This window comes from Streptomyces qinglanensis (assembly GCF_900111245.1).
GTDB classification, from domain to species: Bacteria; Actinomycetota; Actinomycetes; order Streptomycetales; family Streptomycetaceae; genus Streptomyces; species Streptomyces qinglanensis.
Genome location: NZ_FOGO01000003.1, coordinates 476,596 through 489,628, shown reverse-complemented (window position 1 = coordinate 489,628; position 13,033 = coordinate 476,596). Strand labels below are relative to the sequence as shown.

At 74.4% G+C, this 13,033-nt stretch carries 10 protein-coding genes and 1 pseudogene; 6 read left to right on the top strand and 5 right to left on the bottom strand.

Going from position 1 to position 13,033, the window contains the following annotated elements:
• The first annotated feature begins 63 nt into the window (after positions 1-63).
• Positions 64-1,026 (top strand): electron transfer flavoprotein subunit alpha/FixB family protein, encoded by a 963-nt coding sequence (locus tag BMX65_RS09225; protein WP_074999671.1) that lies wholly within the window; start codon positions 64-66, stop codon positions 1,024-1,026.
• A 117-nt stretch (positions 1,027-1,143) separates the two neighbouring features.
• Here BMX65_RS09225 and BMX65_RS09220 read toward each other — a convergent pair whose 3' ends face one another.
• A complete protein-coding gene (locus BMX65_RS09220; RefSeq protein WP_074999670.1) occupies positions 1,144-1,593 on the bottom strand; it encodes a subtilase-type protease inhibitor in 450 nt (149 codons plus the stop codon).
• A 382-nt stretch (positions 1,594-1,975) separates the two neighbouring features.
• On the opposite strand from BMX65_RS09220, the gene BMX65_RS09215 reads away from it, so the two are divergent.
• The gene (locus tag BMX65_RS09215) at positions 1,976-3,253 is read left to right on the top strand and encodes a DUF6986 family protein (RefSeq protein WP_074999669.1); all 1,278 of its coding nucleotides are present in this window, start codon (positions 1,976-1,978) and stop codon (positions 3,251-3,253) included.
• 260 nt (positions 3,254-3,513) lie between these two features.
• On the opposite strand, the gene BMX65_RS09210 is transcribed toward BMX65_RS09215, so the two are convergent.
• Both BMX65_RS09210 and BMX65_RS09205 read right to left on the bottom strand, forming a co-directional pair.
• Positions 3,514-4,008, bottom strand: a complete 495-nt coding sequence (locus BMX65_RS09210) for a MarR family winged helix-turn-helix transcriptional regulator (RefSeq protein WP_074999668.1) — start codon at positions 4,006-4,008, stop codon at positions 3,514-3,516.
• Positions 4,009-4,154: 146 nt separating this feature from the next.
• The gene (locus BMX65_RS09205) at positions 4,155-5,159 is read right to left on the bottom strand and encodes a LacI family DNA-binding transcriptional regulator (RefSeq protein WP_074999823.1); all 1,005 of its coding nucleotides are present in this window, start codon (positions 5,157-5,159) and stop codon (positions 4,155-4,157) included.
• A 357-nt stretch (positions 5,160-5,516) separates the two neighbouring features.
• Between BMX65_RS09205 and BMX65_RS09200 the strand changes: the two genes are divergently transcribed.
• On the top strand, positions 5,517-6,461 hold the full coding sequence (locus BMX65_RS09200; RefSeq protein ID WP_074999667.1) for an ROK family protein: 945 nt from the start codon (positions 5,517-5,519) through the stop codon (positions 6,459-6,461).
• 26 nt (positions 6,462-6,487) lie between these two features.
• Here BMX65_RS09200 and BMX65_RS09195 read toward each other — a convergent pair whose 3' ends face one another.
• Positions 6,488-7,474 (bottom strand): helix-turn-helix domain-containing protein, encoded by a 987-nt coding sequence (locus BMX65_RS09195; protein ID WP_074999666.1) that lies wholly within the window; start codon positions 7,472-7,474, stop codon positions 6,488-6,490.
• A gap of 63 nt (positions 7,475-7,537) precedes the next feature.
• On the opposite strand from BMX65_RS09195, the gene BMX65_RS09190 reads away from it, so the two are divergent.
• Positions 7,538-8,107, top strand: a complete 570-nt coding sequence (locus BMX65_RS09190; protein ID WP_074999665.1) for a TIGR03086 family metal-binding protein — start codon at positions 7,538-7,540, stop codon at positions 8,105-8,107.
• Between the two features lie 431 nt (positions 8,108-8,538).
• Positions 8,539-9,585: an NUDIX hydrolase gene (locus tag BMX65_RS09185; RefSeq protein WP_074999664.1), complete on the top strand. Its 1,047-nt coding sequence runs from the start codon at positions 8,539-8,541 to the stop codon at positions 9,583-9,585.
• Between the two features lie 259 nt (positions 9,586-9,844).
• Here the strand turns inward: BMX65_RS09185 and BMX65_RS09180 are convergent.
• A pseudogene (locus BMX65_RS09180) lies at positions 9,845-11,200 on the bottom strand (M20/M25/M40 family metallo-hydrolase); the annotation flags it as partial.
• A 287-nt stretch (positions 11,201-11,487) separates the two neighbouring features.
• On the opposite strand from BMX65_RS09180, the gene BMX65_RS09175 reads away from it, so the two are divergent.
• Entirely contained in the window at positions 11,488-12,936 is a 1,449-nt protein-coding gene (locus BMX65_RS09175; RefSeq protein WP_107437433.1) for a geranylgeranyl reductase family protein, read from the top strand.
• Positions 12,937-13,033: the final 97 nt, after the last annotated feature.

Below are 13,033 nucleotides of genomic sequence, written 5' to 3'. Positions count from 1 at the left end.
CCCGGAACCGGCCGCACCCTCGTCCCATCGACCTCCCTCTGATCTTCCGCAGGAGAGCACCCCATGGCTGAAGTCCTTGTCTACGTCGACCACGTGGACGGCGCCGTCCGCAAGCCCACCCTCGAACTGCTGACCCTCGCCCGCCGGCTGGGCGAACCGGTCGCCGTGCACCTCGGCCCGAACGCCGCGGACGCCGCCAAGACGCTCGGCGAGTACGGCGCCACCCGGGTGCTGGCCGCCGACGCGCCCGAGTTCGCCGACTACCTCGTCGTCCCGAAGGTGGACGCGCTGCAGGCGGCCTACGACGCCGTCTCGCCGGCTGCCGTGCTGGTGCCCTCCTCCGCGGAGGGCAAGGAGATCGCGGCGCGGCTCGCGGTCCGCCTCGGCTCCGGCATCGTCACCGACGCGGTCGACCTGGAGGCCGGTGACGAGGGCCCGGTGACCACGCAGTCGGTCTTCGCCGCGGCCTTCACCACCAAGTCCCGGATCACCAGGGGCACTCCGGTCATCACCGTCAAGCCCAACTCGGCCACCCCGGAGGCGGCTCCCGCCGCCGGCGCGGTCGAGGAGCTGGCGGTCGGCTTCGGTGACACCGCCACCGGCACCAAGGTCACCTCGCGCACCCCGCGCGAGTCCACCGGCCGCCCCGAGCTGACCGAGGCCGCGATCGTGGTCTCCGGCGGCCGCGGCCTCAACGGCGCCGAGAACTTCCCGCTGATCGAGGGCCTGGCCGACTCGCTGGGCGCCGCGGTGGGCGCCTCCCGCGCCGCGGTCGACGCCGGCTGGTACCCGCACTCCCACCAGGTGGGCCAGACCGGCAAGAGCGTCTCGCCGCAGCTCTACATCGCCACCGGTATCTCCGGTGCGATCCAGCACCGCGCCGGTATGCAGACCTCGAAGACGATCGTGGCCATCAACAAGGACTCCGAGGCCCCGATCTTCGACCTGGTCGACTACGGCGTCGTCGGCGACCTCTTCCAGGTCGTCCCCCAGCTCACCGAGGAGATCAAGGCCCGCAAGGGCTGACTCCCCGGCAGCTCGACGGCTGAGCCCCGCACCGGTCCGGTGCGGGGCTCAGTGTGTTCATCCCGCGCCGCCTCCAGGGAGCCGGGTGGGCTCCGTCGGCGGCTTCCGGGGCGTCGGTCAGAAGGCGAAGACGGAGCTGCCCTCGACGCGCTTCTGGCAGGCGTTGGCGAAGGTGCGCTCGTAGTTGACGCGCTCGCCCTGCCACACGCCCTGGGCGGTCACCACGATGGGCCGCCATTCCTTGGTGCAGAAGGTCTGCTCGCCGCCTTCCGCCAGGGCGTCGAAGTTCCCGCCGGAGGCCCGCAGTCGGGCGCACGCGTCCTGCGCGGCGGGGTGGCTGCCGGACGGCGCCGGCATGCAGTTCAGGGTGACGGCACGCTGGGGTGCCGTGGTCGCGGCGCTCTCGCCGTCCGCGATGGTGAGCACCAGGGCCGAGGGGGCGTACAGCGAGGTGGCCTTGGCAGGCGCGGCCTCGGCGGGTGCTGCCGTGAGCGCGAGGGCGCTGACGGCGCCCGTGACAGCAGCCGCCGTGGTGAGGACGGTGCGCCAGGGTGCGGTCTTCCGCATTGTGTGCTTCCTTCCGCTTTGAGGTAAGTGCCGGATCTATCGGCGAAAGTGAGTTTGCCGAGTCCGCGTGAACAAAGCACATCGACCCTTCTTGTTTCGGTAACGTTTCGCATTGAATCAGTGGCGTAAAGTGACGCCTTCTCGCCCCCGCGGCCTGCGGCAATACCCCTGGCCCGGGCGCGCGTGCCGCCCGGATGGCCTGATCGTCGTGTTTCACGACGACCGGAAACCGTGGTCGGAGCCGTTCCCCGCCTCCCGTGCCCACTCCGTCGCGCCCGTCCACGGGGAACCCTTGACTGGCTGGTCAGGCCGCCATTAGCGTCACGGCACCGACTTCAACGTTTTGTTGATATCGGGTCGGAGTACGGGAGAGGGAGTACAGATGGCGCAGGGCGGGACCGCCGGGACCAGCTTGGGCAGCGGCGTACTGGAAGGGGTGTCCCGGCTGCTGGAGCCGGTGGACGCCGAACTCGCCCGCCGCTACCCGGGGGAGCCGAGCACCCGGCAGCCGGTGCACACCGTCTATGTCCCCGCCGACACCGTTACGCCCGGCACCGTACGGGAATGGGGCGAGTCCGCCCGGGCACTCCTCGACGCGCACGCGCCGGACGCCGCTTCCCTCGCCCGGGTCCTCGGCATGGACGAGGCGCTGGCCGGGCCGGTCCACACGCGGATCCAGGACAAGCTGCGCCGGGAGCCCGTGGAGGACCTGCGCATCGACTTCGAGGACGGCTACGGTGTCCGGCCCGACGACGAGGAGGACACCGCCGCCGTCCGGGCCGCCGCACTGATCGCCGACACCTTCGCCGAAGGCGCCCCGGGACCCGCTCCCGCCTGCGCGGGCATCCGGATGAAGTGCATGGAGGCAGCCGTCCGCGACCGCGGGATCCGCACCCTCGACCTGTTCCTGACCGGTCTCATGGAGGCGGGCGGGCTGCCCGGCGGACTGGTGCTGACGCTGCCCAAGGTGACCTACCCCGAGCAGGTCACCGCGATGGCCCGGCTGTGCGCGGAGTTCGAGCAGGCCCGCGGTCTGGCGCCGGGCCGCATCGGGTTCGAGATCCAGATCGAGACCACGCAGTCGATCCTCGGCGCGGACGGCCGGGCCACCGTCGCCCGGCTGATCGACGCCGCCGAGGGCCGCGCCACCTCGCTGCACTACGGCACCTTCGACTACAGCGCCTCGTGCGGAGTCTCCGCCGCCTACCAGGCCATGGACCACCCGGCGGCCGACCACGCCAAGGCCGTCATGCAGGTCGCCGCGGCGGGAACCGGGGTCCGGCTCTCCGACGGCTCCACCAACGTCATCCCCACCGGCGGCCAGGAACAGGTGCACGACGCCTGGCGGCTGCACCACTCCCTGGTCAGGCGCTCGCTGTCGCGCGCCTACTACCAGGGCTGGGACATGCACCCCGGCCACCTGCCCACCCGCTACGCCGCCGTCTACGCCTTCTACCGCGAGGGCATGCGGCGGGCCGGCGAGCGGCTGGCCGCCTATGTCGCACAGGCCGGGGGTGAGGTGATGGACGAGCCGGCGACCGCCCGCGCGCTCAGCGGCTACCTGCTGCGCGGCCTCGACTGCGGCGCGCTCGACACGGCCGAGGTCACCGCGGTCTCCGGGCTCGACCGTTCCGGGCTCGACCGCCTCGCGGGGCGCTGAGCCCGCCCGTTCTCCGGGCGGCCGCCCAGGTCTCGCGCGGCCGCCCGGGCCCGCATGGCGGCCCGGGACCGGTGCGTGGGCCCGGTGCGTGGGCCCGGTGCCGCGGCCGTGCGCTGCTGCGCGGCCGGAAGGGCTGCCTCGGCCCGCGGGCCGGGAGTGTCCGCGGACTCCGGGTCGTGCCGCTCGGGGCCGCTCGGGGTCGGTCGGCGCCGGCCACCCCGTCCGTTGTCCCGGGACCGGCCGTGCGGCGTGCCCGCTGTTCAGATGCCGGTGCTCAGCCGCTCCCAGTCGTCCGCCAGCGCGGTCAGTTCGCGCAGCAGCCGCTCGCGGTCCGCGGGCTCATAGGGAGCCAGGAGCCGCTCGTTGAGCTCCCGCGCCCGTCCGTCGGCCTCGCGGAGCGTCCGTTCACCCTCCGCCGTGAGGAAGAGCAGCTTGCGGCGGCCGTCCGCCGCCGCGGTCCGCCGCTCCAGCAGACCACGGTCCTCCAGGCGCCGGGCGAGGTCCGCCATGGTGGAGGTGTCCAGGGCGACGGCGGAGGCCAGCGAACTCTGGTCGCAGCCGGGGCTGACCCCCACTGTGGTCAGGACGGCGAACTGCGGACCGGTCAGCGTCGGGCCGACCGTCCGCAACCACCCCGCGAGATACGCCTGATACAGGCGCCGCACCTGGTAACCGGGCGCCGCGGTGAGCGTGGCGGGAGCGGACGGCCCTGCGGGTGCCGCCGCGGGGGTCCCTTCCGGGGTCTTGTCAGCCATGTACCCACTTAAGCACGGGAGTTGGGGACACCGGCGGCCCCGTCCGTGCCGGTTGAGGCGGTGGGTGCGGGCGGGTGCGGACGCGTGCCGAAGGGTGCGCCGCGGGCTCCGGGCGGCCGGTGCGCCGCCGTTCCGCCCGGCCGCGCTCAGCCGCTCGGCGGGATCTCGCCCGAGCCCCGGACGATCAGCGTCGTCGGGCGGGAGACCGTACGGGGCTCGTCGTCGGCGCCGTCCAGCCGCCTGAAGAGCAGTTCGGCCGCACTGCGGCCGAGGTCGGCCGGGTCCTGGGCGACGACCGTGACCGGCGGCGAGAGCAGATCGGCCAGTTCGAAGTCGTCGAACCCCACCAGCGCCACCGGCCGCTCCCGCCGCTCGGGCGCGGCCAGCACCCGCACGAGCGTGACCGTCACCCGGTTGTTGCCCGAGAAGAACGCGGTCACCGGCTCGCCGCCGCGGCCGCCCTCCAGCATCCGGACCGCGTCGGACCGTACCCGGTCGGCGTCCGTGCGGCCGGGTGCCACCCAGGACTCCGCCACCGGCAGCCCCGCCTCGGCCATTGCGGCCCGGTAGCCGCGCAGCCGCTCCTCCGCGGTGTGGATCCCGGGCCGGTCCCCGATGTACCCGATCCGCCGGTGCCCGTGGGCGACCAGATGGGCGACGCCCTCGCGTGCGCCCTCGAAGTTGTCGGAGAGCACCAGGTCCGCGGCTATCCGCCCCGGGGGCCGGTCGACGAAGACGGTGGCGACACCCGCGGCGATCTCGGGGGCGAGATAGCGGTGGTCGTCACTGGCCGGGACGATCACCAGGCCGTCGACGCGGCGGGCGCACAGCGCCAGCGCGAGTTCCTGCTCCCGCTCCGGGTCCTCCGCGCTGGACCCGTTGATCAGCAGCGCCCCGTGCGCACGGGCGACTTCCTCCACCGCCCGGCTGAGCGGCGAGTAGAACGGGTCGGCGAGGTCCTCCAGCACCAGGCCGATGCTGGCCGTGGTCCCCTTGCGCAGCACGCGGGCACTGTCGTTGCGCCGGAAGCCGAGCGAGGTGATGGCCTCCTGCACCCGCTGCTCGGTGTCCTGGGAGACCCCCGCCTCGCCGTTGACGACACGGGAGACGGTCTTGAGGCCGACACCGGCCTGTGCGGCCACGTCCTTCATCGTCGGCCGGCCCGCGTGGCGGCGCCCGCCGCGGTGCGCCCCTGCGGCGTGGGGGCTCGCGGGGAGCGGGGGGCGGGCGGGGTCGGAGGCGTCGGCGGCCACGGGTGCTGTCCTTGTCCTGGGGAGCGGGGAGCGGGGAGCGGGGCGCGGTGCGGCGTGGGGGCGGGGCGGCTGCTGTCCGGCGAGGGGTGGTCCGGCGTTGCGGGTACGTTCGGTGATCGCGGTACGGAGCAGCATAGCGGCGGTGACGCGGCAGGTCTGGACAACGTTGTCAGATCACGGAAGTCTTGCAAGACTTGTGCGGTCCGCCCCGCGCACCGTGCGGGCCCGCCCCGCACGCGCAGGAGCCGACCACCCATGCCCAACGACCTCGTCGCCGCGCTCGACATCGGTGGCACCAAGATCGCGGGTGCCCTGGTGGACAGCGGTGGCGGGCTCCTGGCCCGCACTCAGCGGCCCACTCCCGCGCAGGAGAGCGCCGAGCGGCTGGCCGCGACCGTGGACGAGGTGCTCGGGGAACTGACCGCCACCCCGCACTGGTACCGGGTCGGCGCGGTCGGCATCGGCAGCGCCGGCCCCGTGGACACCAAGGCCGGTACCGTCAGCCCGGTCAACATCCCCGCCTGGCGCGCCCACCCGCTCGTGTCCGCCGTCCGGGACCGGGCGGGCGGTCTCCCCGTCGCACTCATCGGTGACGGCCCGGCGATCGCGGCGGCCGAACACTGGCAGGGCGCCGCCAAGGGCCACTCCGACGCCCTGTGCATGGTCGTCTCGACGGGCGTCGGCGGGGGCCTGATCCTGGGAGGCGCCCTCCACTCTGGGCCCACCGGGAACGCCGGGCACATCGGCCACATCAGTGTCGACATGGACGGGGCCCTGTGCCCCTGCGGCTCCTACGGCTGCGTCGAGACCGTCGCCAGCGGCACCAACATCGCACGCCGCGCCCTGGAGGCGGGCTGGCGCCCCGGGCCCGACCAGGACGCCACCGCCGCGGGCGTGGCCGCCGCCGCCCGCGCGGGCGACCCGCCCGCCCGCGCCGCCTTCGAACGGGCCGCGCGCGCCCTGGCGGCCGCCATCGCCGCCACCGCCGCCCTCGTCGAGGTCGAGATCGCGGTCGTCGGCGGCGGTGTGGCCCGCGCGGGCGAGGTGCTCTTCACCCCGCTGCGTACGGAACTGAAGCGGTACGCGACCCTGCCCTACATCCAGGGGCTCGCGCTGGCCCCCGCCGCCACCGGTACCGACGCCGGGCTGATCGGTGCGGGCGCTGCGGGCTGGAAACTGCTGGAGACCGGCACGGTCTGAGCCGCCACCCCGGCCGCAGGTACCGGTCAGGGCAGCCGGTCCTGCCCTCCGGCACCGGGTCTCGGGTGCCCCGGCTCCGGAGCGTGGTCCCCCGACCGGGGGTCCGCCGGGCCGGGGGAGGCCGGAGGGCGCGGCTCCGCCGCCGCGGCGCGGGCGTACGCCGCGGGGGAGACGCCCACCGCGGCGGTGAACTCGCGGATGAGATGCGACTGGTCGCTGTAGCCGAGCTCGGCGGCGAGCCGGGCCCAGTCCGTTCCGGGACCGGTGGCGCGCTCCATCGCCTCGTGGACCCGGTACCGCAGGATCGTCCACTTCGGAGTGACTCCGATGTACGCGGCGAACAGCCGCTGGAGGCTCCGCACGGAGAGGCCCGCGGCCGCGGCGAGGTGCTCGACCCGCAGCACCGACCGGTCCGTGCGCACCCGGTGCGCCAGGGCCATCGCCTGCTCGGCCGCCGGGTCGGCGGCAGGGCGCAGGGAGAGCAGGAAGGCGTCGAGCGCGGCCACCCGCTCGCCCTCCCGCTCGGGTTCCAGCACCCGGTCCGGCAGCACAGCACCGGCCGGGCCGAACGCCTCGTCGAGCGCCAGCCTCTTACCGGTGAACTGCGCGAGGGAGCGTGGCGCGGGAAGGAAAGGCCGGAAGCCGCCGGGCCGGAACTGCGCTCCGACCACCCGTCCGACGGACTTCAGCTCGGTGGAGAACACGCCGGTGCCCACCCCGGACACCAGCCCCGTCGCCGGCACCGCATCCGCCGGGCCGCGCCGTTCGAGGACGAGGTTGACACAGGGGTGCGGTACGACCCGGGCGACGTAGGGCTGCTCCAGATCCCAGTCGATCAGCCAGTAGTGCTCGATCCAGCGGCGCAGCGGTCCGGCCGGGAGCCTGCGCCGGAAGTCGACCCGCGCCAGCAGACCGGGGCCCTGCACGATGCCCCGGGTGTCCCGGCGCGGAGCATCGCCACCGTCCCCGGGGCCGGTGCTCCCGCTCCCCGCGTGACCGCTGCGACCTGCCATGACGCGGATCCTATGTCGTGTTTCTTCAAGTCGCTGCCGCAGGCCCGGACCTAGCGTTGCGGTATGACGAACATGATCTCCCCCCTCATCGACAGCGCCGCCCGCGCGACCGACCCCGTGGTCCGCGGGGTGCGGGACGAGCAGCTCGGCCTGCCCACACCGTGCGCCGACTACGATGTGCGGGCTCTGCTCAACCATCTCTTCCACGTCGTCATCGGCTTCCAGGCGCTGGCCGTCCGGGGCACCGCGGACTTCAGCAGCACCCCCGACCGGCTTGCGGGGGACTGGCGCACCCGCTTCCGGGAGGAGACGGTCAAGCTGGCCGAGGCGTGGTCGGCCCCCGACGCGCTGGAGGGCGTCTCCCAGGGCATGGGGCTGCCGCAGCGCACCGTCGCGCACATGGTGATGGGCGATCTGCTGGTCCACGGCTGGGACCTCGCCCGCGCCACGGACCAGGACTACCGGCCCGATCCGGCCGCGCTCGACGAAGCCGGGCCCGCCTTCGCGGAAATGGCTCCCATGGCCCGCAAGGCGGGGGTCTTCGGCGAGGAGATCCCTCCGTCTCCCGGGGCCACCCCCTTCGAACGGCTGCTCATGGTCTCCGGCCGCGACCCCGGCTGGTCCTCCCGCTGACGCCGGTCGCGCCGTTTCCCCGGCAGTCGGCGGCGGCCGACTGCCGGGCCGCTGCCGGGTCGTCGCGAGGCGGCTGCCGGGTCGCTGCGGGGCCGTCGCGAGGCCGCTGCCGGGCGGCTGCCGGACCGTCGCCGGGGCGTCCCTCGGACGTGGACCGCGGCCGCTCGGCCCACCGGACGTGGACCGTCGGAGTGCATGCCGGCGCTCCGACCGTCCAGCGGCTGACGCGCCGTCGCCCGGTTCAGGGCCGGATGGCCGGATGCCTCCGTCCGTGGACACCGATTCCCCCCTCAGGGGTCGCACGCGCCTGCCGTACGCGCCGGGGCGCGGGCGCCGTGCCTCGTTCAGCGCCGGGAGAGCCGCCCCGGCGCGTTTCCCGCACCGGGTGATGCGGGCAACTGAACGGGGACAACGGATGAGGGGGAAACACCGTGATCGTCTGGCTGAACGGCGCTTTCGGCGCGGGCAAGACCACTGCGGCGTACGAACTCCTGGACCTGCTCCCAGGCAGCACGCTCTACGATCCCGAAGTCATCGGCGCGGAGCTGCGCTGGATATTGCCGAAGGAACACCTGGCACAGGTAGCCGACTTCCAGGACCTGCGCTCGTGGCGGCGGCTCGTGGCGGACACGGCCGCCGCTCTGCTGAGCGAGGTCCCAGGGCCGCTGATCACGCCGATGACGCTGCTGCGCCGCGAGTACCGGGACGAGATGTTCGGCGCCTTCGCCGCGCGCCGCATCCCCGTACAGCACCTGCTGCTGCACGCCGAGGAGGCCGTGCTGCGCGAGCGGATCGACACCCGCGCCGCCGCGGACGGCGGTACCACCAGGGCGTGGTGCCTGAGCCATCTGGGCCCCTACCAGGAGGCGCTGCCCTGGATCGAAGCGGAAGCACACACCATCGACACCACCCACCTCGGCCCGCGGCACACCGCCGAGCGCCTTGCCGAGGCGATCGGCGCGGGGGAGGGTGCCGTGGACATCGTGCAGACTCCCGAGCCGACGGCCGAGACGGTCGCGGCCGGAATCCTGCTGTTCGACGACCGCGACCGGGTGCTGCTCGTCGACCCGACCTACAAGCCCGGCTGGGAGTTCCCCGGCGGCGTCGTGGAGCGCGGGGAGGCCCCCAGCGCCGCCGGGGTGCGCGAGGTGTTCGAGGAACTCGGACTGCGGCTGGCCGGTGAGCTCGCGCTGCTCGTCGCCGACTGGGAGCCGCCGCAGCCGCCGGGGTTCGGCGGGATGCGGCTGCTCTTCGACGGCGGACGGCTCGCCCCGGGGGAGGCCGCGGCCCTCCTGCTGCCCAGCGCCGAACTCCGCGGCTGGCGGTTCGTCACCGAGGACGAGGCGGCGGAACTGCTGCCTCCGGTGCGGCTGGAGCGGCTCCGCTGCGCCCTGCGGGCCCGCCGCGCGGGACAGCCGCTCTACCTGGAGGGCGGCGTTCCGACCGGCGCGGCCGATCCGGGCAAGCTGCTGCGCTGACCCGTCGGGGCGCCCCTCGCGCCCCGACGGCCGCCCCATCGCCGTCCGGGTCGGCTTCCAGGTGCTCGTCCTCCCGGCACTCGCCGGCCGCCTCCGGCGAGCTGCGCGGGGGCCGGTTCCGCCGGGGAGGCCGCTGCCGGGCCCGCCGTGCGGGACGGCGCCGAGGCTGTGGCGCGGGACGCGCCGAGCCCGCCGCCCCCGAGCCGCGGCGGACTCCCGTCCGAGTCCGCCGCGGAGACCGCCGGGCTCGGGGCCGGGCTCAGGCCCCCGCGGCCTGCTCGGCGTAGCCGCGCAGGAACAGCGCCTCGGCCACCGCCATCCGCTCCAGTTCGCGGGGGTCCACACTCTCGTTGACGGCATGGATCTGCGCTTCGGGCTCGCTCAGCCCGATGAGCAGGATCTCGGCGTCCGGGTAGAGCGCGTCCAGCGCGTTGCACAGCGGGATCGAGCCGCCCATCCCCGCGACCTGCATCTCCTGCCCGTCGTAGGCCGTGCTCAGCGCCGCGGCCATCGCGGTGTACGCCGGGCTGGAGGTGTCCGCGGTGAAGGGCTGGCCCTTGCCCACGACCTCCGTCGACACCCGCGCCTGCCACGGCACGTGCGACTCCACGTGCGCCACCAGCAGTTCGATGGCCTTCTCCACATCCGTGCCCGGCGGGATCCGCAGCGAGATCAGCGCGCGTGCCGAGGCGTGCACCGAGGGGGTCGCACCGACCACGGGCGGGCAGTCGATGCCCAGGACCGTCACCGCGGGCCGTGCCCACAGCCGGTCGGCGACGGCCCCGCCACCGCTCAGACCGACCCCGTCCAGCACCTTGGCGTCCCGCCGGAAGTCCTCCTCCGGATAGCCCATCCCCTCCCACCGGGCGTCCGCCGCCAGGCCGTCGACGACGGTGTTGCCCTCGGCGTCCCGCAGCGAGTCGAGCGTACGGAGCAGCGCCGCCAGCGCGTCGGGTGCCGCTCCGCCGAACAGTCCTGAGTGCAGGTTGCCTTCGAGGGTGTCCACCTGGACCCGCAGCAGGGTCATACCGCGCAGCGAGGCCGTCACGGTGGGCAGCCCGCAGCGGAAGTTGCCCGCGTCCCCGATGACGATGGTGTCGGCCGTCAGCAGTTCGGGGTGCTGTCGCGCGTACGCCTCCAGACCGCCGGTGCCCTGCTCCTCGGAGCCCTCCACGATCATCTTCACCGAGACGGGCAGCCCGCCGTTCTCCCGCACGGCCCGCAGGGCCAGCAGGTGCATGATGAACCCGCCCTTGCAGTCCGCCGCGCCCCGCCCGTACCAGCGGCCGTCGGCACCGTCGGTCAGCTCGAACGGCGGCGTGTGCCAGGCCGCTTCGTCCAGCGGCGGCTGCACGTCGTAGTGCGCGTACAGCAGCACCGTGGGGGCTTCCGCCGGGCCGGGCAGGTATCCGTACACGGAACGGGTGCCGTCCGGCGTCTCGAGGGCGGCCACGTCCTGGAAGCCCTCGGCGCGCAGTGCCTCCGCGACCCAGTCCGCCGCCCCCTCGCACTCGCTCCTGGGGAACTGCTCCGGATCCGCCACCGAACGGAACGCCACCAGTTCGGCGAGTTCCGTCCGCGCCCGCGGCATCAGCGAGGCGACCGTCGCGGCGACTCCCCGGCCGGCGCCGGAGCCCGGCGCCGCCGGTCCGGAGTGCGCGGACGAAGCAGAGGAAGCAGCGGAATCAGCGGAACCAGAGGAAGCCGAGGAAGCGGAGGAAGCCGAGGAAGCGGATGAGCGGGGCATAGCCGTCGGGTCGGACGGGGGGTGCTGCATGGGAACGCTCCTTGTGGGCGCGACGTTGGCACACGTGTACGGAGACATGTGTATCGCACATGGGCGGCCCCGTAGGATGCAGTGGGCCATCCGTACGCCGAGGTCAAGCGGGAGTACAACACATCGTGAGCAGCGAGCACGCAGCCGGGAACGAGGACATCGAGCCTGCGGGGGACTCCGGAGCGGGTCAGGCGGACGAGCCCCTCGAAGAGAGCGCGGCGGGCGGTGGCGAAGAGCGCCCCGTCTGGGATGTGGTCGTGGTCGGCGCCGGGCCCGCAGGGGCCTCGGCCGCCTACGCGGCCGCGGTCGCGGGCCGCAGCGTGCTGCTGCTGGAGAAGGCCGAGCTGCCCCGCTACAAGACCTGCGGCGGCGGCATCATCGGCCCGTCCCGCGACGCGCTGCCCCCCGGCTTCGACCTGCCGCTGCGGGAGCGTGTGCACGCCGTGACCTTCGCCCTCAACGGCAAGCTGTCCCGTACCCGGCGCTCGCGCAACATGCTCTTCGGGCTCGTCAACCGGGACGAGTTCGACAACGGCCTGGTCGAGTCCGCGGTCAAGGCCGGTGCGGAGATCCGCACCGGCGCCTCCGTCTCCCGGGTCGAACAGCACGGCCCCGCCGTGCCCGACCGCCGCACGGTCGCCGTCGTCCTGGCGGGTGAGGAGCAGCCCGTCCTCGCCCGCGCCGTGGTCGGCGCCGACGGGAGCGCCAGCCGGATAGGAGCCCACGTCGGGGTCCGGATGGACCAGGTCGACCTCGGCCTGGAGGCCGAGATCCCGGTCCCGGACAGCGTGGCGGAGGACTGGGCGGGGCGGGTGCTGGTGGACTGGGGTCCCCTGCCCGGCAGTTACGGCTGGGTCTTCCCCAAGGGCGACACCCTCACTGTGGGGGTCATCTCGGCACGCGGCGAGGGCGCTGCCACCAAGCGCTACCTCGACGACTTCATCGGCCGCCTCGGTCTGGCCGGTTTCGAACCCCGCGTCTCCTCCGGGCATCTGACCCGCTGCCGGGCCGAGGACTCCCCGCTCTCCCGCGGCCGGGTGCTGGTCTGCGGGGATGCGGCCGGTCTGCTGGAACCCTGGACCCGTGAGGGCATCTCCTTCGCGCTGCGCTCGGGGCGCCTGGCGGGGGAGTGGGCCGTCCGGATCGCCGAGGCGCACGACGCGGTGGACGCGCGTCGGCAGGCCCTCAACTACGCTTTCGCGATCAAGGCCGGTCTCGGTGTCGAGATGGCGGTGGGACGGCGGCTGCTGCGGATCTTCTCGCGCCGCCCCGGGGTCTTCCACGCCGCGCTCACCGGGTTCCGTCCCGCGTGGAATGTCTTCGCCCGCTTCGCCCGCGGTGCCACCTCCCTGGCCGAGGTCGTCCGTGTCCACCCGCTCGCCCGGCGGGCGCTGGACACCTTCGACCGCCGCGAGGCCGCGGAAGCCCGGGCGGCGGACGGCGCGTCCGCATCCGGGCCGGGGGAGGCCGCTTCCGCGTCCGGGACCGGTGACGGCGACACGGCCGACGGCCGCGAGGGACGCGACGGCGGCGGGGACGGCGACGAGCCGGCCGCGGGGAGCCGCCCGGCGTAGCCGCGCAACCGTCGCCGCGGGCGGACGGTCCGCTGCTGGTGCTGGTGCTGGTGCTGGTGCTGGTGCTGGTGCTGGTGCTGGTGCTGGTGCTCCGGGC